The sequence below is a fragment of the Streptomyces sp. NBC_00466 genome (assembly GCF_041433995.1).
Classification (GTDB): Bacteria; Actinomycetota; Actinomycetes; order Streptomycetales; family Streptomycetaceae; genus Streptomyces.
The window spans coordinates 5,575,857-5,600,928 of the sequence record NZ_CP107896.1 but is presented as its reverse complement, the minus strand read 5'-3'; the positions used below and the strand labels follow the sequence as shown (position 1 = coordinate 5,600,928).

Genomic DNA, 25,072 nt, shown 5'->3' with positions numbered 1-25,072 from the left:
CCCCTCAGGACGGTCCGCCCGCACCACCCTCCGGAAGGCCGCCCTCCGGAAGGCCGCCCTCCGGAAGGCCGCCCTCCCGTTCGCGGATCGCCCGGGCCGACGCCCGGTGCGCCGAGGACACCGCCTCGTCACCGCAGTCCGCCGCCAGCGAGGCGAGCGCCTCCAGGATCCGTACCTCGTCCCGCCCGGAGCCACGCTCCCGGGCCGCGTCCAGGGCGGCGGTGTACAGCGCGGCGGCCTCCGCCCGGCGGGCGAGCCCGTGCAGCACCCGGCCCAGCTCGAAGCCGGTCCTGGCGGTCATCCGTTCGCGCTGCTGCTCCCGGGCCATCTCGTGGGCATGGGCCAACAGCGTTGCCGCCCGGTCCTGTTCACCCAGGGCCGCGGCGGCCTGGCCCAGCAGGTGGGTCTGGAGCAGCACCCCGTACGCGTTGTTGATCCGGGTGTGGATCTGCCGGGACTCCTCGAAGTCCGGTACGGCGCTCGCCCAGTCCCCCTGTTCGGAACGGACCCGGCCACGGAACTCCAGCGCGGACGCCCACAGTTTCAGCTCGTCGTGCGCCGGGGCTCCACCGAGCAGCCGGGCGCCGCCCACCGCGAGCCCCACCTCGGTCTCCGCCTCCTCGTACCGCTCCTGTTCCCACAGCGGGCGGGCCAGTTGGCAGCGCATCCGCACCAGGGCGGCGATGTGCCCCGCTCTCTGAGCGGCGTCCCGGCCCGTGCGGAAGGCCTCGGTCACCTCGCCGTAGTGCGCGTGGTCGAGAAAGTGCGTCCACAACGGTTCGCAGAGTGCCCAGGCCTCGGTGTCCATCCCGTACCCGTAGGCCGCGCGGACACATCCGTACAGTGCGAGGTGCTCGCTCTCCAGCCACCGCAGGGCATGCTGCTTGTCCGACCCGAACTCCACATCCGGTGCCCCCTCGACAGCGGGCGTCGCGTCGGCGAACTTCATGCGCGGCCCGGCAGCCAGCGCGTCCGCCCGCTGGGCCTGGCGCAGATACCAGCGGATCACCCGCCCGCGCGCCTCAGCGGCCTCGGATTCGCCGCCGTCCCGCCGGGCACAGCGCACCGCATGGGCCCGGAGCAGATCGTGCATCGCCGGACGGCCGCCCCGCCCCGGCAGCAGCAGACTGGCCCGCTCCAGCTCCTCCAGGGCGTCCTCAGCGGCATCCGCGCCTTCGCCGAACAGTGCGGTGACAGCCTCCGGTACGAGATACGGGCCGGGGTGCACCGCGAGCAGCCGGTACAGCCGGGCGGCATCCGGCCCGAGGTCTCCGTATGCCGCGTCCCAGACGGCTTCGACCATGGGGAGGCCCCTCTCCGTCAGCTCGTCGGTCAGCTGAGCGACCAGCCGCAGCAGAGTCCTCCTGCGGTGCTTGCGCAGCCACTCTCCCGCGACCTCCAGCGCGGCGGGCAGTCCGCCGCATGCCCGGGCCAGGGCCTCGGCCGCCGCGGGTTCGGTGGAGAAGCGTGGATCGTCGGCGATGGCGCGCAGCAGCTGCGCGGCGTGCTCGTCGCCGAGCGGGCCCAGCGGGATCTCCAGGTCGGCGCCGCCCTTCAGGTCGTCCAGCCGGCTCTGGCCGATGGCGATCACGACGGAGTCCGCCGACGCGGGCATCAGCTGCTCCAGCTCAACACCGAACCGGACGTTGTCGACCACCACGACCAGGCGTCTGCCCTGGGTGCGGGCCCAGTACTGCCGACGGCGCCCGGCGTACGCCGGCTCCACCCAGTCCGGCCGCACTCCGAGCGAGCGGAGCAGCTCCCCCAGGACCTCGGCCGTCTCGACGCCACCGTCCCGGCGGTGGTCGTCGAGGTCGACGAAGCGCAGGGCATCAGGAAATTCCTCGGCCAGCCCCCGCGCGAGCCGCACCCCCAGCGCCGTCTTGCCAACTCCGCGCAGTCCGTGGACCGCTACGACGAGCGGACGCTCCGCAGCGCCTCTGCCGGCTCCTCTGCGTTCTTGAACCGCCCTGGCCACAGAGGCCTGTTCGGCGTCCCGGTCGACGAAGTGCGCCGCGCCGGGCGGCAGCTGGAACGCGATGATCTCAGGACCTGTATCGGCACTCTCGTGAAAGTGGACCTCCCCCACGCTTCCGGCCTGGACGACCGTCCCCACTCTGGCCTGCCCGCTCACGCTGTTCCGCGTCTCATCGACCACGTGTCAACTCTATGCAGAGCCACTGACATTGGGGCGCTTCACCGACATTGGGGGCCTTCACCACGGGAAGTAATGTGCCATGACGGATCGCCCGCTGCTCCTCATCGACGTGGATGGCCCCCTCAACCCGTACGCCGCCCGGCTCGCCCGCCTGCGCGGTTACACGGCCCACCGCTTCCACCCCGCGAACTGGCTCGCGCGCCAGACACCGGGCTCCCGGGCCCACCGCCGCGGCCTGTGCGTCCGGCTCCATCCGGGGCACGGCGCCCGCCTCACCGCCCTCCCCTTCGAACTCGTGTGGGCGACCACCTGGATGCACCAGGCGAACGAGATGATCGCCCCGGCCATCGGCCTGCCGCGCGCCCTTCCGGTCATCGAATGGCCCGAGCTCTTCGCCAAGGACCCCGACGGCCTCTACTGGAAGACCCGCCCGCTCCTGGAGTGGGCGGCGGGCCGCCCCTTCGCCTGGGTGGACGACATGATCACGGACCTGGACACGGCTCATGTCACGACCCACCATGACGCGCCGTCGCTCCTCCTGCGGATCGCACCCCGACACGGCTTGCGGGAGCGGGACTTCACCTGCCTGGCCAACTGGTCGAAGTCGTTGTGACACCGGGGGCCGGGCCCCGCTCGGGAGGTTGAGCGTCCAGAGCTGACTGTCCGCAGCGGTCCGTCCGCGGTGGTCCGTCCGCGGTCTTATGCCGTCCCGTGAGGACAACAAAAGGCAAAACAAAGGGCAAAACAAAAGGCAAGGAGAATACGCGCTCCTTGCCACTCTTAACTTATAGCGCACTGGGGGGCTTGCGGCAAGGCCCCGGTCGTACCGCAGAATCATCGGCCGACGCCGGAATCCACGGAAACGCGAGTCCCGAAATATGCGTGCGCTGTTGTCGGCGTACGGGTCGCCCGGGGCCGTCGGGCCTCTGGTGGAGCCCTGGTGGGGGCCCGCGGCGCGGTCGCGTGCCCACCGGCGCGGAGTGCGGGTGTCGGCTGGAACCACAAAGGAGACCTCAGATCGGAACCAATGACGTGAACCCTCTGGCCACCAGAGCGTTCGACCTTCCCGACCGCCTTTCCCCCAAGGCCGACCCCGCGCTGATCGGCGGCGACGAGCGGCACTTCGCGGCCATCGCGGAATGCCTCGACCAGTCGATCGCCGAGCTCTCCGCCCGCCTCGACGCCGAGCGCAGGGCGCCCGGCGGCATCGGCCGGCAGGCGATGGACCGGGACATGGAGATCCACCGGCTGACCGCACGCCTGCGTACGCTGCGCCGTTTCGGCCTGGACCTCTGCCTGGGTCACATGGTCGGCGCGGACAGCCCCGAGCCCGTGTACGTCGGACGCCTCGGCCTCAAGGACAGTGCGGGCCGCCGCCTGCTGCTCGACTGGCGCTCCCCGGCCGCCGAGCCGTTCTTCGGAGCCACCCACGCCAACCCGATGGGCCTGGCGAGCCGCCGCAGATATCGCTGGACGGATGGCCTGATCAGCGACTACTGGGACGAGGTGTTCGCCTCGGACGGGTTCGCCGGGCATGCCGCGCTCGACGACCAGTCCGCCTTCATCGCCGGTCTGGGCGCCAACCGGTCGCCACGGATGCGGGACGTGCTCAGCACCATCCAGGCCGACCAGGACGCCATCATCCGCGCGGGATCCCGCGGCGCCCTCGTCGTCGACGGCGGTCCGGGCACCGGAAAGACCGTCGTCGCTCTGCACCGCTCCGCCTACCTCCTCTACTCCGACCCCCACCTCGGTCACCACCGGGGCGGCGTGCTGTTCGTCGGTCCGCACCAGCCGTACCTGGGGTACGTCGCCGACGTCCTCCCCAGCCTCGGAGAGGAGGGCGTGCAGACCTGCACTCTGCGGGACCTCGTCACGGAGGGAGCCGCGGCAGTGACCGAGACCGATCCGGGCGTGGCCCTCCTGAAGTCGTCCGCCGACCTGGTGAGGGCAGTCGAGACGGCCGTCAGGTTCTACGAGGAGCCGCCCGCCGAGGGCATGACGGTCACAACCCACTGGTCCGACGTCTGGCTGAGCGCCGACGACTGGGCCGCGGCGTTCGAAGCGGCAGAACCCGGTACTCCGCACAACGAGGCGCGCGACCAGGTCCGGGAGGAACTGCTCACGATCCTGATGGACAAGGTGGACCAGCACGACGCCGGTGTCCCGGCCGGCCTGCTCCGCAAGTCGCTGCTGCAGGACCGGGAACTGCTGGCGGCCTTCGACCGCGCATGGCCGCTGCTGGAAGCGGCCGACCTGGTCGGAGACCTGTGGTCGGTACCCGCCTACCTGCGGATGTGCGCCCCCTGGCTCGGGCCCGACGACGTTCGGCGGCTGCAGCGCGCCGAGGCCCAGGCCTGGACGGTGTCCGACCTGCCGCTCCTGGACGCGGCACGGCAGCGGCTCGGCGACCCGGAGGCGTCACGGCGCAAGCGCCGGCACCACGCCGCTCTCGCCGCCGAACGCGAACAGATGGCCATGGTAGTCGACACCCTGCTGGAGGCGGACGACGACGGTGAGGGTGTGCTGACGATGCTGCGCGGACAGGACATCAAGGACAGCCTGGTCGACGAGAGCGCACGGCCCGGCACCGAACCGGACCTGCTCGCCGGCCCGTTCGCGCACATCGTCGTGGACGAGGCGCAGGAGCTGACGGACGCGGAGTGGCAGATGCTGCTGCTCCGGTGCCCGTCCCGGAGCTTCACCGTCGTCGGTGACCGCGCGCAGGCCAGGCACGGATTCACGGAGCCGTGGCAGGAACGGCTGGAGCGGGTCGGGTTCGACCGGATCACCCTCGCCTCCCTGAGCGTCAACTACCGGACGCCGGAGGAAATCATGGCGGAAGCCGAGCCGGTCATCAGGGCCGCGCTCCCGGACGCCAACGTGCCGGCCTCCATCCGCAGCACCGGGGCCCCCGTCGTACACGGATCCGCCGCGGATCTGAGCGCGGTCCTCGATACCTGGCTCGCCGCACATGCCGAAGGGATCGCCTGCGTCATCGGCGGACCCGCGTTCCGGGCGACGTCCCGCGTGCGGTGGCTGACCCCTGAGCTGTCGAAGGGGCTCGAATTCGACCTGGTCGTCCTGATCGACCCGGAGACGTTCGGCGACGGCATCGAGGGAGCGGTCGACCGCTATGTGGCGATGACCCGGGCGACCCGGCAACTGGTCGTCCTCACCAGCCCCTGACCCCGGCCCGGCCCCTTGTGCCGGCCGGGGGAACACCCGATTCCGCCCGTCCCCACCCCCCCCCGAATTCACCATGTGCAACGGGGGGTTGACCCCGCTCCCGCCGCCTCGTACGGTGCTCCCACCTCGCGGGTGTATCGATTAACCACCTACGGGTACCCCCACTCCCCTGCTCCCCCGTAGGAGGCCGCAAGCCGTGCGTTCCATGCTGAATCGCCGTGGGTTCATCTCGGCGGGTGCGGCCGTCGCCGCCGGTGTCGCCGTGCCCGGTCTTTCCGGGTGCGGGATGCTCGGAGGGGACGAATCCGACCCCGACACCCTGGTCGTCCACAGTTCGCTGGGCGGCACCGCGCCCGGCTCCGCGACCTACCGGGCCGTTCTCGACATGTTCCGCAAGGAGAACCCGGGGCTCAAGGTCAAGAGCCTGATCAACGGGGACGAACTGGGGCAGGTGTACGAGACCTCGCGGCTGGCGCACAAAGAGGCCGACGTCGTCATGGTCAACCTCTATGACAAGACCGTCTCCTGGACCGAACTCGGCGCCACGGTGACCGTCAACGGCTATCTCGACGACTGGGACCTGCGCAAGCGCATCCTGCCCGCCGCGCTCGCCGAGTGGACCGACGAGAAGGGCAGGCTGCGCGCCCTCCCGTACATCGCGAGCAACTGGCCCGTCGCCTTCAACCGCGGTCTGCTGCGCGCAGCCGGCGTCGAGGACATTCCGCTCACCGGGGACGCCCTGATCGCCGCGGCCAGGAAGCTCCGCGCGAAGGGCACCGCCCCGGTCACCATCGGCGGCAACGACTGGACCGGGCAGAAGCTCCTCGCCCAGATCATCCAGTCCTTCCTCACCGCCGACCAGGCCAAGAAGCTCTATGCCACCGGTGACTTCAGCGGGATCAAGGGGGCGCGGGAAGGCATCGAGTACTTCGCCGAGCTGCGGGACGCCGGTGTCTTCACCGACAAGGCCCAGGGGCTCACCACCGACTCGATGACCACGCAGTTCAACACCGGCGCCGCCGCCATGCAGTCGGCGATGTCCTCCGCGCTCGCCCGCGTTCCTGACAACGTTGCCAGCCATACGGACGTCGGCGGCTGGCCGCTGCCGCCCGGCGCTGTGCACGACAAGCCGACCATCCTGCGGACCTTCACCGTCAACGGCTTCTGGGTCAGCCCCAACGGCACCAGGAAGATCGGGACCGTCGAGAAGTTCGTCCGCTTCATGTACCGGCCGGAGGTCGTCAGCCGGTTCGTCTCGGAGGGCGGCCGGGACATGGCGGTACGGACGGACACCCTCAGCGACCGGTTCCCGCTGGTCGCCAAGGCGCAGCAACTCGGCAGCACCGTCAGCCAGGTTGTGCTGCCCGACCTCTACGTACCGCCGTCGGCCGTCCAGCCGATGATCCAGGCCACCAGCACCGCCTTCACCCCGGGCGTCAGCTCCCGCCGTATCCTCTCCGCGCTCCAGGGCGCGTACCGCAACGCCTGAGGAGGCAACCCCATGACGATGACCTCGTCCGTCAGGCCCGCCTCCCGGCAGGCCGTCCCACCCGCCGTACAGCGCGAACGGCGCGGTCCGCGCACCACGGTCCTCGCGCTGCCCGCCCTCGTCTGGTACCTGGTCTTCATGGTCGGACCGATGGTCGCGATCTTCGTGATCGCCGCCCTGCACTGGCCCGGCATGCTCCAGCCGACGTCGTTCGCCGGGGCCGGCAACTTCCGGGCCCTCTTCGACGATCCGGTCTTCTGGCAGGCCGTGCGCAACACCGGTCTGCAGATGGCCATCGCGCTCCCGGTGATGATCGTCTGCGCCTACATGGTCGGGTACTACGTCGCCCGGAAGCCGCCCGGCCACCGGGTGATCCGCTATCTGCTGTTCGTCCCCGGGCTCATCTCCACCCCGGCCAAGGCCATGGTCTTCTACGCCGCCCTGTCCCCGGACGGCCTGGTCAACGGCGCACTGAAGTCCGTGGGTCTCGGATCGGTGACCGACGCCTGGCTCGCCAACCCCGACACGGCCCTCTACTGCCTGATCGCCCTGGACGTCTGGGCCGGAATCGGGTTCACCGCGGTCCTCTTCGCCGCGCGGCTCGACAGCGTGCCCGAGGAGATCGGCGAGGCGGCGCAGCTGGACGGCGCCGGGCACTGGCGCGCCATGTGGCGTATCCACTTCCCGGTCATCAAGGAGTACGTCGGTGTCGTCACGATGCTCCAGTTCCTCTGGACGCTCTTCGGCTCCGCGCAGCAGGTGCTGCTGCTGACCCAGGGCGGACCCGCCAACTCCTCGACCACGCTGTCCTTCCTCGTCTACGAGAAGGCCTTCATGGAGAGCGACCTCGGCTACAGCCAGGCCGTCGGTGTGGTCCTCTTCCTCGCGGGTCTTGCCGGGCTGCTCGCCATCCGCCGCGTCTTCCGCCAGAGCTACTGATCGGAGCCCGACCCCATGGCCACCATGAAGTTCAGAAAGTCCTGGCTCCCCGCGCACCTTCTGGTGTGGGCGTACGCCGTCCTGCTCGCCGTCCCGCTGTACTACTTCCTGGCGTCGGCGTTCAAGTCCAACGAGGCCATCTTCGCCCACCCGCTCGCGCCGCCGACGTCGTTCGGGTTCGGCAACTTCCGTACCGCGTTCGAGAGCGCCGATCTGGGGATGGCGATCCTCAACTCCGGGATCGTGACGGTGTTCTCGCTGGCGCTGACGCTGGGGCTCGCCATCCCCGCGGCGTTCTCGCTGGCCCGCGCGCGGGGCCGGACCGGCGCCGTCATCGAGCGGATCTTCTCGCTCGGCTTCCTCATTCCCACGTTCGCCGCCCTCTTCCCCACCTTCCTGCTCTCCGCGGCCACCGGGCTCTTCCACACCCGGCTGTTCATGGTGCTGTTCCTGCCGGCCACCGCGATGCCGCTGTCGGTGGTGATCCTCATCCAGTTCATGCGGACCATCCCGCCCGAGATGGAGGAGGCCGCCCGGATCGACGGCGCGTCGACCTTCGGCGTGCTGCGGCACATCTACACCCCGATGTGTATGCCGGGTATCGCGACGGTGCTGCTGCTGAACTTCCTGACCTTCTGGAACGAGTACCTGTACTCGCTGATCATCATCGGCCCGGACCCGGACCTGCGGACCATCCAGGTCGCTCTGCCCACCCTGAAATCGCAGATCGGCACCGACTACGGCGTCCTCACGGCCGGTACGATCCTCACCCTCGTCCCGGTCTGGATCATGTACACGCTGCTGCAGAAGCGGATGCAACAGGCCCTGGTCAGCGGCGCGGTGAAGATGTGAGCCGGGGTACGGCGGCCCGCCCCCGGCCCACGATCAAGGACGTCGCCGCGCAGGCCGGGGTCTCCACGGCGGCCGTGTCCAAGGTCTTCAACAACACCGGCCGGATCTCCGAGCCCACCCGGCGCCGCGTCCTGGAGACGGCCGGGCGGCTCGGCTGGTCGCCGAGCGCGTCGGCGAGCGCGCTGCGCAGGGCCCGTACCCGCACGGTCGCGATGGTCGTACGCCGCCCCACCGACGTCCTCGGCACCGATCTGCACTTCTCCGAGCTGATCACCGGTCTGGAGAGCGAACTGTCGCCGCGCGGGTACGGGCTGCTGCTGCATCTGGCCGGCGATGTGCGCGAGGAGACCGCTCTGTACGAGCGGCTCGCCGCCGAGGGCCGGGTCGACGGGGCCGTGCTGACGGAGCACCGGGCCGACGACCCGCGGCCGCCGCTGCTGGAACGGCTCGGGCTGCCCGCGGTCCTGCTGGGCTCGGCGCACGGCAGCGGGGTCAGCGAGGCGGTCCGCCATCTGCTGGACCTGGGGCACCGGCGCATCGCCTATGTGACCGGGCCGACCGGGCTGCTCCACACCCGCTTCCGGCAGCAGGTCTTCGAGGAGACCCTGGCCGGGGCGGGCCTGGCCCCCGTCGCGGTGCTCCACACGGACTTCACCGAAGCGGCGGCCACTTCCGCCACCGAGCAGCTGCTCGCCCTGGATCCGCGGCCCACCGCCATCGTCTTCGCCAATGACTCGATGGCGGTGTGCGGCATCGGCACGGCGCAGCGCGCGGGGCTCTCCGTGCCCGCGGAACTGTCCGTCGTCGGCTACGACAACCTGCCGGTCGGCAGCTGGATCCACCCCCGGCTGACCACGGTCGACCAGTACGTCCAGCAGGCCGGCGCGGCTGCCGCCCGGGCGCTGCTCGCGCGGTGCGGCGAGGACGTACCCCCTGAACCCCTCACCGGACAACCCCGGCTCGTCGTACGCGAGTCGACCGGTCCCGTCTGATTCTCTGGAGCACTACACATGCAGCGCCACAGCGCCCAGCTCGCCCACGACCCGGCCGTTCTGCCCTGGCTCGGCGCCAACTTCTGGTCCCGCACCGGCGGCCCCCTGATGTGGCGGAACTACGACCCCCGTGTGGTGCGCGAGGAGCTCGCCGTGCTGCGTGAGCACGGGCTCAACATGACCCGCTCGTTCTTCTACTGGCCGGACTTCCACCCCGAACCGCACCGGATCGACGAGGAACTGTGCGACCGCTTCCGGGACTTCCTGGACGCGCACAGCGAGTACGGGATGGGCACGGTCCCCACCTTCATCGTCGGCCATATGTCCGGTGAGAACTGGGACCCGGTCTGGCGTGCGGGACGCGACCTCTACGAGGACGTGTGGATGGTCGGCCGGCAGGCCTGGTTCGCGAGCGAGATGACCCGGCGCTTCAAGGACCACGCCGCCGTCACGGGGTGGCTGATCACCAATGAGATGCCGGGGTACGGGCGGATCCACCAGGTCGACCCGCCGTCGTCGGATGTGGTGACGGCGTGGGCGCAGTCGATGTGCAACGCGGTGCGGGCGGCGGGCGGCACTCAGCCTGTCTCGCTCGGCGACGGCGCCTGGGGCCAGGAGGTGACCGGGCGCGACAACGGCTTCTCGCTGCGCGAGACCGCCGAGTACGTCGACTTCGTCGGCCCGCACGTCTACCGCTCGGACACCGACATGGTCCGCCAGCACTACCGGGCGGCCTTCGAGTGCGAACTCGCGTCGGTGACGGGGCAGCCGGTGGTGCTTGAGGAGTTCGGCCTGTCCACGGACACCGTGTCGGCGCGCAACGCGGGGGTGTACTACCGCCAGACGCTGCACAATTCGCTGCTGGGCGGCGCGACGGGCTGGATGGCCTGGAACAACACCGACTACGACGGCCTGTGGGACCAGTCGCCGTACGACCACCACCCCTTCGAGATGCACTTCGGCATCACGGACAGCGAGGGCCGTGCGAAGGAGCCGCTGCGGGAACTCGCCGCCTTCGCCACGGTGCTCGGCCAGGTCGACTTCGCCCGGTGCCGGCGGGCGGACGCGGGGGCCGCGCTGGTGGTCCCGGCGTTCCTGGAGCGCGGCTACCCGTACAGCAGGCCGGCGGACCGCCCGCTGATCTTCTCCTCGCTCCAGCAGGGGTATGTCGCGGCGCACGGCGCGGATCTGCCGGTCGGTTTCGTACGGGAGGCGGACGGGCTCGCCGAGGACGTCCAGCTGTATCTGCTGCCCTCGACCCGCCAGTTGACGACCCGGACCCGGCGGGACCTGGAGCGGCGGGCCCGCGAGGGGGCGACCGTCTATCTGTCGTTCTGCTCGGGCGAGCACCCGGCGACCCGCGGGCCGTGGTTCCACGACCTGGACGGGCTCTTCGGGGTGGAACACCAGCTGTCGTACGGCGTCGCCGAGCCGGTCGAGGACACGGTCCTCGACCTGACCTTCACCGAGGACTTCGGCCCGCTGAAGGCCGGTGAGACGCTGCGCTTCCCGGTCGCGGGGAACGAGGACAGCATCGCGTACCTGCCCGTCGTGCCGGTGAGCGCGCGCGTGGTGGCGACCGACGCGCACGGCCGGCCTGCGCTGCTGGTGAACGGGACGGGGGCGGGCCGGACGGTGCTGGCCACCTATCCGCTGGAGCACATGGCCGCCCGCACCGCGCGCGTCAACCCCGAGCAGACGCACCGGCTGTACGAGGCGCTGGCGGAGGTCGCCGGGGTGGCGCGCCCGGTGACGGTGGACACCCCGTACGTCAGTGCCGATGTGCTGGTCCACGAGGACGGCCGGCGTTTCGTCTGGCTGGTCAGCCAGTCGCAGGACACGCTGACCGTCCGGCCGCGCGGGGGCAGGCTCTTCGGACTCGGCACCGGGACGGAGTCGCCGGAGGTCACTCTGGAGCCGTACGGGGTCGAGGTGCTCGAACTGCGCTGACGGCCGGGCCCGGCGGGGGCTCCGTCCCCGCCGGTGCCGCTGCGCACGGGGCTTCTCAGTCCTGCCGGCCGATGCTCTGCTTTCCGATCGTCCCGGCCTGGATCACCACGTGGCTGGACCCGCCGGTCACGCTGTTGTTGACCGTCCCGATGTGCCAGGCGGGCTCCTGCGGTGCCAACTCGTCCAGCAGAGTGCGCAGTTCCGCTGCCGCTTCCGGGTCGTCCTGCAGGGCGCGGCGCATCCGCAGCCGCCATGCCCCCTGCACATCAGCGGCGGTCTGCTCGTCGCCGTCCTGCCGGGCCGTCGCCAGTTCCGCACGGGCCGCGTCCAGTTCGGCGGCGACCGCGTCGGGATCCGCACTGCTCCGGCGGGCCAGGAACGCAGCCACCCGGTCACGCGTGCGCGCCCATGCGTCGGTCGCCATCTGCTGTACGAGTGTGGTCGCCCCCGCCGTCACCAACGCCGTCAACTCCGCGTCCACCGTGCCCCCTTGAGTCGGATCGTGCGATTCGGAACGTGTGAGTCGGATCGTGCGATTCGGATCCAGTGAGTCGGATCCTGTGAGTCGGATCGTGCGTCCTGTTCGCGTACCGCTCCTCCAGATTAGCGGCGGAGCGCCTCCACCGGGTCGGGGTGCGGGGTGTCGCGGGGCCACCAGTCGTCCCGGCCCGGGTCGGATTCGTACGCGTACCAGCGGCTGTCCCGGCCGAAGCGCAGCTGGAGGGCGCCGCCGGGCACGGTCAGCCGGTTGCGCGAGGGCTGGAAGCGCGGCAGCCCGGCGGCGGCCAGGGCGGGGCGGGCCCGGTCGAAGGGGCCGGCGGGCGGGTCCCACGGCGTTTCGAGTACGGCCAGGCCTTCGGCGCCGCCCTGCCGCCAGGCGGCCACCGCCCGCGCCAGGTCGGTGGGGGTACGGCCGGTGGCCGACGCGAGCCCGCGGTAGAGCGTGCGAGTGGTGGCGGTCAGTCCGGCGGTGGGGCGGGCCGCTGCCAGCCGGACCGCGTCCTGCCAGGGGGTGAGGCCGCTGACCGGGTCGGCCCCGGTGGTGAGCAGCGTGTGGGCGCGCGCCGCGGCGTCGGTGGCGAGGTCGTCGAGGGCCGACGGGTCGGGAGCCCCGGGTGCCTCGGGGTAGGCAGGCGGACGGCCGGGATACGGCCCGACGGGCAGCGGCGGCGGCAGGGGCGGCAGGAACCGCGGGGTGAGGGCCTCCCGCGCGGGGACTCCGGGGGCGGGTGGCGCGGGGGGCTGCTCCCGTGCGGAGTGGGCCGCGCTGCGCCGGGCCAGTTCGTCGAGGAGCTCGCGCTCGCCCCTGCCGCGCATCAGGAGCAGGACGAACGGGTCGGCGTCGAGGAGCCGCGCCGTCTCGTAGCAGAGGGCGGCGGCGTGCTTGCAGGGGCGGCCGCTGTCCGGGCAGGTGCAGGACGGAACGAGATCGCCCGGCGCCGGGAGCAGGGCGACACCAGCCTCGGCCGCCGCGTCGACCAGCGAGTGGGGCATGTCCTTGTCGAGCAGCGCGGCGATATGGCCCGGCTGGGCCGCGGCCGCTTCCAGGAAGTGATCCCAGTCGGCGCCGGAGAGCGTACGCAGCCGCAGTTCCGCCCGGTAGGGGCGCGGGCGGCTCCCGTGCACGTAGGCGAGGATGCGGCCCGGTGCGACGTTCACCGCTGCGACATGGCCACCGTCCGCATAGCTCCTGCCCCGTTCGAGGCGTCCCGCGTCGAGCGACAGCGCCTCCAGGGCGGCCACCCAGGCATTCCCCCACCAGCTGCTCATGAGTGCCTCCGCAAGGACACCAGGTCGGCGAGTTCCGCGTCGCCCAGCTCGGTCAGGGCGCTCTCACCGGAGCCGAGCACCGCGTCGGCCAGCGCGCGCTTGGCCGTCAGCATCTCGGCGATCCGGTCCTCCACGGTGCCTTCCGTGATCAGCCGGTGGACCTGCACGGGCTGGGTCTGGCCGATGCGGTACGCGCGGTCGGTCGCCTGTTCCTCGACGGCCGGGTTCCACCAGCGGTCGTAGTGGATGACATGACCGGCTCTGGTGAGGTTGAGCCCGGTCCCGGCCGCCTTGAGGGAGAGCAGGAAGACCGGGCACTCGCCGGCCTGGAAGCGGTCCACCATCTCCTCGCGCCGCGCCACGGGCGTTGCGCCGTGCAGGAGTTGCGAGGGGATGCCGCGCGCGGTGAGATGTTCGGAGAGCAGCCGGGCCATCGCCACGTACTGGGTGAAGACCAGGACGGCACCGCCGGAGCCGCCCTCCGCGAGGATGGTGTCCAGGAGTTCGTCGAGGAGGGCGAGCTTGCCCGAGCGTCCGGCGAGGCGGGACGGGCCCTCCTTCAGATACTGCGCCGGGTGATTGCAGATCTGCTTGAGCGCGGTGAGCAGCTTCATGATCTGGGCGCGCCGGCCGAGGCCCTCGCCCGCTTCGATGACCGCCATCGACTCGCGGACGACCGCCTGGTAGAGCGATGCCTGCTCCCTGGTGAGCGGGACGGGGTGGTCGGTCTCCGTCTTGGGCGGCAGCTCGGGGGCGATGCCGGGGTCGGACTTCTTACGGCGCAGGAGGAACGGCCTGACGAGCCGGGCGAGCCGTTCGACCGCGCCGTCCTCCTCGCCGTTCTCGACGATCCTCGCGTGACGGGCGCGGAACGTCTTGAGCGGGCCGAGGAGCCCGGGGGTCGTCCAGTCGAGGAGCGCCCACAGTTCGGAGAGGTTGTTCTCCACGGGTGTGCCGGTGAGTGCGACCCGCGCCGGGGCCGGGATGGTACGCAGAGCCCTGGCCGTCGCCGCGTGGGGGTTCTTGATGTGCTGTGCCTCGTCGGCGACGACCATGCCCCAGGGGTGCGCGGCCAGTTCGGCGGCGCTGGTGCGCATCGTGCCGTACGTCGTCAGGACGAAGCCGCCCCCGGTGCCGGTCAGTGAGCGCTCCGTGCCGTGGAAGCGGCGGACGGGCACGCCCGGGGCGAAGCGGTTGATCTCGCGCTGCCAGTTGCCGAGCAGCGAGGCGGGGCAGACCACCAGCGTGGGTTCGGGCCGGGCGCGGTGCAGATGGAGGGCGATGAGCGTGATCGTCTTACCGAGGCCCATGTCGTCGGCGAGGCAGCCGCCGAGGCCGAGCGAGGTCATCAGATCGAGCCAGCCGAGACCGCGCAGCTGGTAGTCGCGGAGCGTGGCCTCAAGGCCCGCGGGCTGCGGCAGCGGCGCCGTGTCCGATGTGAGCCTGGAGTGCAGGGCCGCGAGCGAGCCGACCGGGACCGCGTCGACCGGCTCGCCGTCCACCTCGGCGCTGCCGGTCAGCGCCACCGACAGCGCGTCCACCGGTGCGAGGATCCCCAGTTCGCGTTTGCGTGCCTTCCGCACGAGGGCCGGGTCGATGACGACCCACTGATCGCGCAGCCGCACGATCGGGCGGTGCGCCTCGGCCAGGATGTCCATCTCCGACTCGGTCAGCCGGTCGTCACCGATGGCCAGCTGCCAGCTGAAGGAGAAGAGCTGCTCCGCGTCGAAGAACGAAGTGCCGTCCGTGGCCGAGCCGGGCGCCGGTCTGACGACCGCCGCCGCGGACAGCGACCGGACCAGGTCACGCGGCCAGTGCACGGCCACGCCCGCCGCGGCGAGCCGTGCGGCCGCCGGGCCGAGCAGCTCGTACAACTCGTCCTCGGACAGCGGCAGTACGTCGGGCACGGGCCGCTCGAGGAGCCCGGCCAGCGGGGGCCAGACCCGCGCCGCGCGCCGCAGCGCCAGTACGGTGTCGATCCGCACCCGGGGCCCGAAGTGCTCGTCGCCGTCACCGGCCCAGAGCCGTCCCGCGTCGGCCACCAGCGTCGGGTCGGCGAGGCTGTGCACCTGGACGACAGCCGCAGCGGCCCGCCGCTCCTGTGCCGCGGCATGACCGGCCGCTCCGGTGTCACCGACGGCGCCGTCCGCACGGGAACTGTCCGCTGGGGCACGGTCCGCAGGGGAACTGTCCGCAGGAGCGGCCACGTCGTCGGCCCGGTCGAACAGCTCGTAACCGGAGAGGTCGAGCCGGAGCGAGACCTGTACGCCAGCGTCCGCCCCGGCCGCCACCTCGGCCGCCCACTCGCGCAGCCCCGGCAGCCGCTGCGGTGCGCGGGCGGCGTAGGCGGTCCCGGCCGCGTGCGGAGCGGCCGGGGTGCGCGGCAGGGTGTCGGCAACGGCATCGTAGAACGCCCTGAGCAGCCCTTCGGGCTCAGGAAGCTCCAGGGGCGTGCGGCCGGGAAGCGGGACCGCGTACGCCTCGGGCGGCATGGCGGCGGCCACCGCACGGAGATGCGCGACGTCCTCCGCGTCGAGCGGTCCGGCCCGCCAGGCGTCGTGGTCATCGGCGGTCAGCCCGGGCAGGAACCGCCCGCGCGCGGCCAGTTGCAGGGCGTGCAGCGCCGCCGCGCCCCAGCAGCGGGCGGCGGGGTGGGCGACCGGGGAGTGCCTGGCGGCTGCCAGCAGCGGCAGCGCATCGGTGAGGGGCAGCAGGACGGCGGACACGGTACGGCGACGGACCGCCGCACCGTGTCGCCGTACGATCACGAGCTCACCGGGACCGGCGGCCGGTGCCTGTCGCGCTTCCGGATCCCAGAAGGCGAACCGGCCCTCGCGGGGCAGGACGGCAGGCAGGAAGACCACGGCCTGCCGGGTGAGCGCGGCGGGTCCGGCCCCGCTCGCCCCCTGCGTCCCCGCTGTCTGCCGCACCCCGCTCACCTGCCCTTCCGCCCTGGTTCCACTCTCTCTGCGAGTGTAGGTGCGGGGTCTGACAGCGGAGCCCGGCAGCAGGTTCTGCCAGCGGGCCCGGCAGGGACGTCCACAGGCTGGCGCCGCCGGGCCCCGGAGTGCGACAGCGCGAGGCGGCCCCTCGGCGGACACGGGGCCGGCTCAGCGCACCCCTTCCCACAGGGCCCGCTCGGCGGGGCGCGGATCGTCGACGGGGCCGGACTCGTCGGCGAAGATCATCGTGGTGCGGCCGGCCGGTCCGTACGCCGGCCACCCCGGGTCCCCGGTCTCGGCGAAGGCCACCCAGGCGCCGTGCACCGTGTCCGCCAGCGCCTGGGGCGGGTGGCTCCCGAGCATCGGGAGATACGTGGGATCGTGCAGGTTGTCGAAGACGAAGCCCAGCTCCGACGCGTGGCAGGCGCCGAGTTCCCCGTCGAACTGCGGTGAGCGCCAGGCGAATTCGTAGACGTGCGAACCGGGCACGGCCTCGGCCAGCCGGAGGGCGGGAATCCGGTAGAACCAGTCGGTCGCCACCGCGTCCAGCAGCTCGCCCGCGCTCGCCTGCTCACGGCCCGCGCGGTAGACGGCGAGGGCCCGGTCCGGGTCGAGTCCGTACGCCGTCGCCGCCAGTCGCAGCCGCTCGTCCGTGATCGTGTCCATCCGCCCGGTCGGGACCATGAAGAGGCGGTTCTCCTCCCGGTTGCTGCCGACGAGCAGCTCGACACCGCAGTCCGGGCCCGGCAGGGCGAGTCCGGGTGCGACCGGCTCGAAGGGCATCGCATTGAGCGCGGCGTCCCCCCACAGCTCGGGATCGGGACGGCGCCCGATCTCCGCGCGCAGCTCGGCCTGCGCGCCGAGCAGCGTCGCGAGCGGCAGGGCGGCGAATGCCTCGGCCGTCGCGGCGACGCCGAGCCGCTCGGCGAGATGTGCGGCGATCAGCCGGGCGGAGCGGGGGCGCAGGAAGTGATGTGCGCCCCCGCTCTGCAGAACGGCCCGCCGGAACAGCCCGCGCGCCGGCTCCGTCCCGAGCAGCACACCGATACTCATCGCACCGGCCGACTCCCCGAAGACCGTGACCCGGTCGGGGGAGCCGCCGAAGGACGCGATGTTCTCGCGCACCCATTCCAGGGCCGCGATCTGGTCGAGCAGCCCGCGGTTGTCGGGCGCCCCCTCCAGGCTCAGGAAACCGTCCGTGCCCAGCCGGTAGTTGACCGTCACGCAGACCACACCGTCGCGGGCGAACGCCCTGCCGTCGTAGGCGGACGCCGACCCCGAACCGTTCGAGAACGCCCCTCCGTGCAGCCACACCATCACCGGAAGGCCGCCGTTGGGGCCCGGCTCGGGCGTCCAGACACTGAGGTTGAGGCAGTCCTCGCCGTCCCTGCCGAGGTCTTCGGGGATGAGCGCGTCGAAGGGGGGCGCGTACGGCACTCTGGGCGCGGTCGGACCGTGTGCATGGGCCTCCCGTACACCCTGCCACGGTGCAGGCGGCGCCGGCGCACGGAACCGGCGCGGTCCGAACGGCGGTGCCGCGTAAGGGATTCCGAGGAAGGATGCCACCCCTGCGTCGTCCATCCGACCGCGGACGGCTCCCTGCCGCGTCATGCACACCGGTTCCATCTGTTTCAGATCTCCACTCTTCAATTCGGGTCCCACATTCGGGTCGCAACGGCTCGATCGAAAGCATGTGTTCACCGGCGCGCGGCCCGCTCGGCGGAGCCCGTCCGGACAGCGGACCGGACAGAGCGGACCGGACAGAGCGGACCGGACAGCGGAGAGGTGCCGGAAAAAGGAGCGGTGCCGGGCGCCTCCCCCCTGGTACCGTGCCGCGATCTTCCCCTCAAGACCCCGGCTGCTCGTGCCGGGCGAAAGGCGGCCCGGATGGCCCAGCACACCACGGTCCCGACGCTCTTCCCGCCGCCCGGCTACGCACACGCGGCCGTGGTCGAAGCCGGGCAGCGGCTCGCCTTCATGGCCGGCTCGGTACCGCTCGACGCGGCGGGAGAGCTGGTCGGTCCCGGCGATCCGGTGCGGCAGACCGGACAGGTCCTCGCCAATCTGGCCGAGGCGCTGCGGGCGATCGGGAGCGATCTCCCGCAGGTCGTCGCCAGCACCGTGTACGTCGTGGGCGACACCCCGGAAACCCTGGCCGCCGTCTGGCAGGCCGTACGGGCCTCGGGTCTCAGCGCGGGGCCGCACACCTCGACCCTGCTGGGGGTCAGCTGCCTCGGGTACCCGGGCCAGCTGGTCGAGATCACCGCGACCGCCGTCGTGGACTGAAGGCCGTCCCCGACCGCCGTCGTGAACTGAAGGCCGTCCCCGACCGCCGTCGTGAACCGGGCGCCGTCCCCGACCGCCGTCGTGGGCCGAGCGCCGTCCCCCGCGCGGCCCAGCACCGGATGCCGCGGGGCCCGGAAGCGGGCAGGCTGGCTCCCACCAGTGACTCTCCGTACAGACGGGACCGCGCATGTCCGATCACCGGCGCCTCGGCTTCATCGCCGGCGCAGTGCTCCTGCCGTTCGCCGTAGCCGGTTGTTCCGGTCTCAACCGCTCGGCGGTCGGCACGATCTCGTACACCACACCGGATTCGAAGGTCGTCACCGTCTCGAACCCGTCCGTGACCGGCTGTCACCCGCTGCCGCGCGGGGGCGCCGCGACCGTCGCCAACAACACGCTGATCGACATGTGGCTGTACCCGGGCGTCGGCTGCACCGGAAAGCCGTCGGTGTACAACGCGACCACATTGACGAACATGGTGACACCACCGCTCGTGGCCTGGCGCAGCTACACCCTGGTCCACTGACGGCGACGCCCCGCGGGTCAGCGCGTCCACCGGCGGCGGCCCGGCCCCCGGGCCCCGGCTGCTCACTGGGCGGGCAGTGCCCGGACCCAGGTGCCGTCGTCCGTCAGATATCTGTCCACGACGAGCCCGGCCTCCCCCAGGTGCCGCTCGAACTCCTCGCGGCTCAGCGGACGCGACAGGAAGGTCTGCGTCCAGGTCGCGTCGGGATAGACGTACTCGCAGACCATCGCGTCCACGCCGTCACCGACCGGGGTCGCGGACGTGATGCGCACGATCCCGCCCGCGCTGTTGCGCCGCTCTCTCGGTACGTCCGCGTGCCAGTCCAGGCCCTCGCGCTGCACCAGCACACAGCCGTCGTCCTTCACATGGCGGCGGCAGGTGCGCAGCAGCCCCTGGCGTACCCGCGGGTCTCCCGCGTGCACCAGAAAGGACGCCAGCATCACCACGTCGTAGGTCTCGCCGGTGTCCAGCTTCTCGATCGGGCTGCAGACCGTACGGACGCGGTCGACGCCCTCGATCTGTTCCAGCATTCCGGGTGACTCGTCCACCGCCGTGACCGTGAAGCCCCGCTCGGCCAGCGGGCGGGTGACCCGGCCCGCCCCGCTGCCCAGTTCGAGAACGCTCGCTCCGGCCGGGACCGCTTCGGCGACGACATCCGGTTCGTCCCCGACCGGCAGCCGTTTGTACAGCTCGACGGAGCACCCGTCGGGCGTTCTTGCTCCCGGCCCGGTGCCTTCGTACCCCTCGCGCATCCTGACGCTCATGCCGTACAGAACGAACGCGCCCCGGCCGTCGTTCCCGCCGCTTTCCGGAACTCCCGGTTCAGCCCTCGGAGTCGAACCGCGCGGCCCGCAGATACTCGGGCTGCGGGTCGAGCGCAGCGGCCAGCCTGAAGTGGCGCCTGGCCTGTTCGGGACGGCTGGCCCGCTCGAAGGTGCGGGCCAGGGCGAAGTGCGCGAAGGCGTTGTCCGGCTCACGCTCCAGGACCAGCTGGAACTCCAGCTCGGCCGGGCGGAGTTGCGCGGCGGCGAAGAACGCCCTGGCGCGCAGCAGGCGAGCCGCGGTGTTCTCCGGGTGAGCCGCGATGACCTCGTCCAGCAGCTTCACGGCACCACGCGGATCACGGGCGTCCAGCAGCTGTTCGGCCGCGCGGTAGTCGATGATGTGGGTCTCGGGGTTGCTGTGGGACATCAGTGCTGGCCTTTCTCCGTCGTAGCTGTGGCTGCTGTAGTTGTGACTGCTGTAGTAGTGACTGCGTGGCCGCCCGGACCGAGGCCGGGCCCCGTACCACTGCCGGTCCCCGTGCCGCCGCCGGTCCGTGGGACTGCGGGACGGTCAGCCCCCGGCCCGCTCCGTCAGCTGCGCCCACACCGAGCGCACCTGCGGCTCCAGGGCATCCAGCGGGCCGTCGTTGTCGATCAGGATGTCGGCGATCTCGCGGCGCTGCTCCCTGGTGGCCTGGGCGGCCATCCGGGCGCGGGCCTCGGACTCCTGCATTCCGCGCAGCCGTACCAGCCGGTCCAACTGCGTCTCCGGTGCCGCGTCCACCACGATCACCAGGTCGTAGAGCGGAGCGAGACCGTTCTCGGTCAGCAGCGGTACGTCGTGGATCACGACCGAATCCGCCTGCGCCAAGCCCTCCAGTTCGGCGGAGCGGGCTCCGACGAGCGGGTGGACGATCGAGTTCAGCGTCGCCAGGCGGTCCGGGTCGGCGAAGACGATCGAGCCGAGCGCGGGCCGGTCCAGGCTGCCGTCCCCGGCGAGGACCGACTCGCCGAACGCCTCGACCACGGCTGCCAGCCCCGGAGTTCCCGGTTCGACCACCTCACGGGCGATCCGGTCGGCGTCGATCAGCACCGCTCCGTAACTGACGAGCAGCCGGGACACTTCGCTCTTGCCCGCGCCGATTCCACCGGTCAATCCCACTTTCAGCATGGCCAGGAGCCTAGGCCCTGTACGCCGTGGCCTTCCGTCGGGGCCTCGGAACGCCGCCTCAGACGTCGCCCTCCCGCTCCGCGAGGAAGCGTTCGAATTCGCGGCCGATCTCGTCCGCCGACGGCAGTTCGACCGCCTCGGCGACCAGATTGCCCCGGGTCTCCGATCCGGCCAGCGCGTCGTACTGGTGCTCAAGTCCCTGGACCAGAGCGGTCAGTTCCTCGTCGCCCTCGCCGATCTGGCGCTCGATCTCGTCCTGGGTGCGCTGCGCCTCGGTGCGCAGGGCGTGCGCGACGCTCGGCAGTACGAGACCGGTCGCCGCGGTGACGGCCTCAAGGGCGGTCAGCGCCGCGTCCGGATACGAGGAGCGCGCGACGTAGTGCGGCACATGGGCGGCGACACCGAGCACGTCGTGCCCCGACTGCGCGAGCCGGAACTCCACCAGCGACTCCGCGCTGCCGGGCACCTGCGCCTCGTCGAACGGCGACTTGTGGCCGGGCATCAGGTCGGTGCGGTTGCCGTGCGGGGTGATCCCGACCGGGCGGGTGTGCGGGACGCCCATCGGGATCCCGTGGAAGTTCACCGAGATACGCACGCCGAGCCGGTCGACGATCTGCTCGACCGCGGCCGCGAACCGCTCCCACTCGACATCGGGCTCGGGCCCGGAGAGCAGCAGGAAGGGCGCTCCTGTGGCGTCCTGGACCAGGCGGACATCGAGCGTCGGGGTCTCGTAGTCCGTCCACTGGTCGCGCTTGAAGGTCAGCAGAGGGCGGCGTGCGCGGTAGTCCACGAGCCGGTCGTGGTCGAAACTGGCGACCACCTGGTGAGGCAGCGTGTCCAGCAGACCCTCGACGATCTGGTCGCCGGCCTCGCCCGCGTCGATGTATCCGTCGAAGTGGTAGAGCATGACAAGTCCGGCCGACTCCTGCGCGAGCGCCACATCGACGACTGCCAGGCCCTTCGGCTCCCATGCGTACAAATCTTGCGGATCAAGCACGATTACCGCTCCTCCTCGTGTTCACCGGGGAGAACGCCCCGTACGGTCCGCGCATTCCCCGCAGCCCCGCCTCAACGGACAACCACCGGCACAGACAGAGGCCCCTCCCCCACCCGCATGGGTACAGACCTTGACGTGCCCACACGGCCTCTCCACCGTCACGGGGCAGCACAGCGTTCACGGACGGAGCCGGCCGGGCAACCACCCGCACCAGAACATGAGTGAGGCCCGCCCCCCGGAGGGAACGGGCCTCGACTTCAGCTATGCACCAGCTGGGACCTGAGCGTCAGCTCTGGCCACCGGCCAGCTTCTCGCGCAGGGCGGCCAGGGCCTCGTCCGACGCCAGGGCGCCGGAGTTGTCGTCCGACTCCGAGGAGTACGAACCGCCCGAGGCACCGGCACCGGCGTTGCCACCGCTGGTCGCGGCCGGAGCGGCAGCACCCTCGGCAGCAGCGGCCTCGTCGGCCTCGCGGGACTTGATGACCTGGGCCTGGTGCTGCTCGAAGCGCGCCTGCGCCTCGGCGTACTGGCCTTCCCAAGCCTCGCGCTGGGTGTCGAAGCCCTCGAGCCAGTCGTTGGTCTCGGGGTCGAAGCCCTCGGGGTAGATGTAGTTCCCCTGGTCGTCGTACGACGCGGCCATGCCGTACAGCGTCGGGTCGAACTCGACCGAGGCCGGGTCCGAGCCGAAGGACTCGTTGGCCTGCTTCAGCGAGAGGCTGATGCGGCGGCGCTCAAGGTCGATGTCGATGACCTTGACGAAGATCTCGTCGTTGACCTGGACGACCTGCTCCGGGATCTCCACGTGGCGCTCGGCCAGCTCGGAGATGTGGACCAGGCCCTCGATGCCCTCGTCGACGCGCACGAACGCACCGAACGGAACGAGCTTCGTGACCTTGCCCGGGACGACCTGACCGATCTGGTGCGTACGGGCGAACTGCTGCCACGGGTCTTCCTGCGTCGCCTTGAGCGACAGGGAGACACGCTCACGGTCCATGTCCACGTCGAGAACCTCGACGGTGACTTCCTGGCCGACCTCGACAACCTCGGAGGGGTGGTCGATGTGCTTCCAGGAGAGCTCGGAGACGTGCACGAGACCGTCGACGCCACCCAGGTCCACGAAGGCACCGAAGTTGACGATCGAGGAGACGACGCCCGAGCGGACCTGGCCCTTCTGCAGGGTCGTGAGGAACGTCTGACGCACCTCGGACTGGGTCTGCTCGAGCCAGGCACGGCGGGACAGGACCACGTTGTTGCGGTTCTTGTCCAGCTCGATGATCTTGGCCTCGAGCTCCTTGCCCACGTAGGGCTGGAGGTCGCGGACACGACGCATCTCGACCAGGGAGGCCGGCAGGAAGCCACGGAGGCCGATGTCGAGGATGAGACCACCCTTGACGACCTCGATGACGGTGCCGGTGACGATCCCGTCTTCTTCCTTGATCTTCTCGATGGTGCCCCAGGCACGCTCGTACTGAGCGCGCTTCTTCGAGAGGATCAGGCGGCCTTCCTTGTCCTCCTTCTGGAGAACCAGGGCCTCGATCTCGTCGCCGACCTTGACGACCTCGTTCGGGTCGACGTCGTGCTTGATCGAGAGCTCGCGGCTCGGAATGACGCCTTCGGTCTTGTAACCGATGTCGAGGAGAACCTCGTCCCGGTCAACCTTGACGATGACGCCGTCAACGATGTCGCCATCGTTGAAGTACTTGATCGTCTCGTCGATCGCCGCGAGGAACGCGTCCGCGTCGCCGATGTCGTTGACCGCAACCTGCGGCGTGGTGGCGGTGGTCTCGGTGCTGCTCGTCATGTGGGAAAGGGCTCCGGTACGGACATTGAAGTCGTAGGTACTGCTACGCCGGGAGCCCGTATCGCCTCTGCAGACGCCGGACAGCCCAGGAAGCGCCGATCCGGTATTCCGTGTTCGTTACCGAACACATCGGTGGCGCCTCGATAACCGAGGGGACATGCAACAGATGCAAGCGCAGCCTGCTAGGTCTGAGGAGCGCAGGCTCGCAGCGCAACTTGTAGCATACGGGGACGGCCGGACACGGTCAATGCGCGAAGGCGCACACCCAGGGCGGATCGCACCAATCCCGGCACAACTTCAGTTGTACGAGGCCACATCGGCCCGGCACTGTCCCTGCGCCGATTTCTCCGGCGCCGCCGGACACCACCGCGACGACTGCCGCCGGAACCGACGATACAGACTGGCACGATGAGCGAAGAGTACGAGAACGAGCCCGAGGCGACACGCCGTGACGCCGGGGACACCGAGAGCAGCCGGGCCAACCGGGGCTGGTGGGACCGGAACGCCGACGAGTACCAGACCGAGCACGGCTCCTTCCTGGGCGACGACCGCTTCGTCTGGGGGCCCGAGGGCCTCGACGAGGTGGAGGCCGAGCTGCTGGGCCCGGCCGAGGGACTGAAGGGACTGGACGTCCTGGAGATCGGCGCCGGGGCCGCCCAGTGCTCGCGCTGGCTGGCCGCCCAGGGCGCACACCCGGTGGCCCTCGACGTCTCCCACCGCCAGCTCCAGCACGCGCTGCGGATCGGCGAGAACCGGCCGGGTGTGGCCTCGGTCCCGCTGGTGGCGGCCGACGCGTCGGTCCTGCCGTTCCGCGACGGCTCCTTCGACCTGGCCTGTTCCGCGTACGGCGCCGTGCCCTTCGTCGCGGACCCGGTGAAGCTGTTCCGGGAGGTCCACCGGGTGCTGCGGCCCGGCGGGCGCTGGATCTTCTCCGTCACCCACCCGATCCGCTGGGCCTTCCCCGACGAGCCGGGTCCCGAGGGCCTCACGGCCACGTCCTCCTACTTCGACCGCACCCCGTACGTCGAGCAGGACGAGCGGGGGAACGCGGTGTACGTCGAGCACCATCGCACCCTCGGTGACCGGGTGCGGGACGTGCTGGCGGGCGGCTTCCGGCTGGCCGATCTGGTCGAGCCGCAGTGGCCCGAGTGGAACACGTCGGAGTGGGGCGGCTGGTCCCCGCTGCGCGGGAAGCTGATTCCCGGCTCGGCGATTTTCGTCTGCGTACGGGACGACGTACGAGACTGAC

The 25,072-nt window shown here is 71.3% G+C and carries 20 protein-coding genes; 10 read left to right on the top strand and 10 right to left on the bottom strand.

Translation table 11 applies throughout. From position 1 onward, the window contains the following. Positions 1-4: 4 nt before the first annotated feature. On the bottom strand, positions 5-2,158 hold the full coding sequence (locus tag OG210_RS25130; protein ID WP_328325492.1) for an NB-ARC domain-containing protein: 2,154 nt from the start codon (positions 2,156-2,158) through the stop codon (positions 5-7). 79 nt (positions 2,159-2,237) lie between these two features. On the opposite strand from OG210_RS25130, the gene OG210_RS25125 reads away from it, so the two are divergent. The 7 genes from OG210_RS25125 to OG210_RS25095 all read left to right on the top strand — a co-directional run bounded on the left by OG210_RS25125 (position 2,238) and on the right by OG210_RS25095 (position 11,569). Beyond that, complete coding sequence (locus tag OG210_RS25125; protein WP_328325493.1) at positions 2,238-2,771, top strand: hypothetical protein; 534 nt, start codon at positions 2,238-2,240, stop codon at positions 2,769-2,771. A gap of 419 nt (positions 2,772-3,190) precedes the next feature. Next, positions 3,191-5,347: an RNA polymerase recycling motor ATPase HelR gene (helR, locus tag OG210_RS25120; RefSeq protein WP_328325494.1), complete on the top strand. Its 2,157-nt coding sequence runs from the start codon at positions 3,191-3,193 to the stop codon at positions 5,345-5,347. Between the two features lie 196 nt (positions 5,348-5,543). Further along, on the top strand, positions 5,544-6,836 hold the full coding sequence (locus OG210_RS25115; RefSeq protein ID WP_328325495.1) for an ABC transporter substrate-binding protein: 1,293 nt from the start codon (positions 5,544-5,546) through the stop codon (positions 6,834-6,836). A 12-nt stretch (positions 6,837-6,848) separates the two neighbouring features. Further along, entirely contained in the window at positions 6,849-7,775 is a 927-nt protein-coding gene (locus OG210_RS25110) for a sugar ABC transporter permease (RefSeq protein ID WP_328325496.1), read from the top strand. Between the two features lie 24 nt (positions 7,776-7,799). Next, a complete protein-coding gene (locus tag OG210_RS25105) occupies positions 7,800-8,627 on the top strand; it encodes a carbohydrate ABC transporter permease (RefSeq protein ID WP_328325497.1) in 828 nt (275 codons plus the stop codon). Beyond that, complete coding sequence (locus tag OG210_RS25100) at positions 8,624-9,619, top strand: LacI family DNA-binding transcriptional regulator (protein ID WP_328325498.1); 996 nt, start codon at positions 8,624-8,626, stop codon at positions 9,617-9,619. The genes OG210_RS25105 and OG210_RS25100 overlap by 4 nt, the downstream gene beginning before the upstream one ends. An 18-nt stretch (positions 9,620-9,637) precedes the next feature. Further along, positions 9,638-11,569: a cellulase family glycosylhydrolase gene (locus OG210_RS25095; RefSeq protein ID WP_328325499.1), complete on the top strand. Its 1,932-nt coding sequence runs from the start codon at positions 9,638-9,640 to the stop codon at positions 11,567-11,569. A gap of 55 nt (positions 11,570-11,624) precedes the next feature. On the opposite strand, the gene OG210_RS25090 is transcribed toward OG210_RS25095, so the two are convergent. The 4 genes from OG210_RS25090 to OG210_RS25075 form a co-directional block, all read right to left on the bottom strand. Next, the gene (locus OG210_RS25090; protein WP_328325500.1) at positions 11,625-12,050 is read right to left on the bottom strand and encodes a hypothetical protein; all 426 of its coding nucleotides are present in this window, start codon (positions 12,048-12,050) and stop codon (positions 11,625-11,627) included. Positions 12,051-12,172: 122 nt separating this feature from the next. Next, positions 12,173-13,339: an SWIM zinc finger family protein gene (locus OG210_RS25085; RefSeq protein WP_328325501.1), complete on the bottom strand. Its 1,167-nt coding sequence runs from the start codon at positions 13,337-13,339 to the stop codon at positions 12,173-12,175. Next, on the bottom strand, positions 13,336-16,269 hold the full coding sequence (locus OG210_RS25080; RefSeq protein ID WP_328325502.1) for a DEAD/DEAH box helicase: 2,934 nt from the start codon (positions 16,267-16,269) through the stop codon (positions 13,336-13,338). The genes OG210_RS25085 and OG210_RS25080 overlap by 4 nt, the downstream gene beginning before the upstream one ends. 180 nt (positions 16,270-16,449) lie before the next feature. Continuing rightward, complete coding sequence (locus OG210_RS25075; protein ID WP_371538779.1) at positions 16,450-17,862, bottom strand: carboxylesterase/lipase family protein; 1,413 nt, start codon at positions 17,860-17,862, stop codon at positions 16,450-16,452. Between the two features lie 306 nt (positions 17,863-18,168). Between OG210_RS25075 and OG210_RS25070 the strand changes: the two genes are divergently transcribed. Then, entirely contained in the window at positions 18,169-18,567 is a 399-nt protein-coding gene (locus OG210_RS25070; RefSeq protein ID WP_328325504.1) for a RidA family protein, read from the top strand. Between the two features lie 187 nt (positions 18,568-18,754). Next, positions 18,755-19,090: a hypothetical protein gene (locus tag OG210_RS25065; protein WP_328325505.1), complete on the top strand. Its 336-nt coding sequence runs from the start codon at positions 18,755-18,757 to the stop codon at positions 19,088-19,090. Between the two features lie 62 nt (positions 19,091-19,152). On the opposite strand, the gene OG210_RS25060 is transcribed toward OG210_RS25065, so the two are convergent. The 5 genes from OG210_RS25060 to rpsA all read right to left on the bottom strand — a co-directional run bounded on the left by OG210_RS25060 (position 19,153) and on the right by rpsA (position 23,823). Continuing rightward, positions 19,153-19,854 carry a class I SAM-dependent methyltransferase gene (locus OG210_RS25060; protein ID WP_328325506.1) on the bottom strand — a complete coding sequence of 234 codons (702 nt, stop codon included), beginning with the start codon at positions 19,852-19,854 and terminating at the stop codon, positions 19,153-19,155. A gap of 58 nt (positions 19,855-19,912) precedes the next feature. Continuing rightward, positions 19,913-20,281, bottom strand: a complete 369-nt coding sequence (locus OG210_RS25055) for a tetratricopeptide repeat protein (protein WP_328325507.1) — start codon at positions 20,279-20,281, stop codon at positions 19,913-19,915. Between the two features lie 144 nt (positions 20,282-20,425). Beyond that, positions 20,426-21,025 carry a dephospho-CoA kinase gene (gene coaE, locus OG210_RS25050; RefSeq protein WP_328325508.1) on the bottom strand — a complete coding sequence of 200 codons (600 nt, stop codon included), beginning with the start codon at positions 21,023-21,025 and terminating at the stop codon, positions 20,426-20,428. 58 nt (positions 21,026-21,083) lie between these two features. Then, positions 21,084-22,022 (bottom strand): PAC2 family protein, encoded by a 939-nt coding sequence (locus OG210_RS25045; RefSeq protein WP_328325509.1) that lies wholly within the window; start codon positions 22,020-22,022, stop codon positions 21,084-21,086. A 286-nt stretch (positions 22,023-22,308) separates the two neighbouring features. Next, positions 22,309-23,823, bottom strand: a complete 1,515-nt coding sequence (gene rpsA, locus OG210_RS25040) for a 30S ribosomal protein S1 (RefSeq protein WP_266858061.1) — start codon at positions 23,821-23,823, stop codon at positions 22,309-22,311. A gap of 408 nt (positions 23,824-24,231) precedes the next feature. Between rpsA and OG210_RS25035 the strand changes: the two genes are divergently transcribed. Next, positions 24,232-25,071 carry a class I SAM-dependent methyltransferase gene (locus OG210_RS25035; protein WP_328325510.1) on the top strand — a complete coding sequence of 280 codons (840 nt, stop codon included), beginning with the start codon at positions 24,232-24,234 and terminating at the stop codon, positions 25,069-25,071. Position 25,072: the final 1 nt, after the last annotated feature.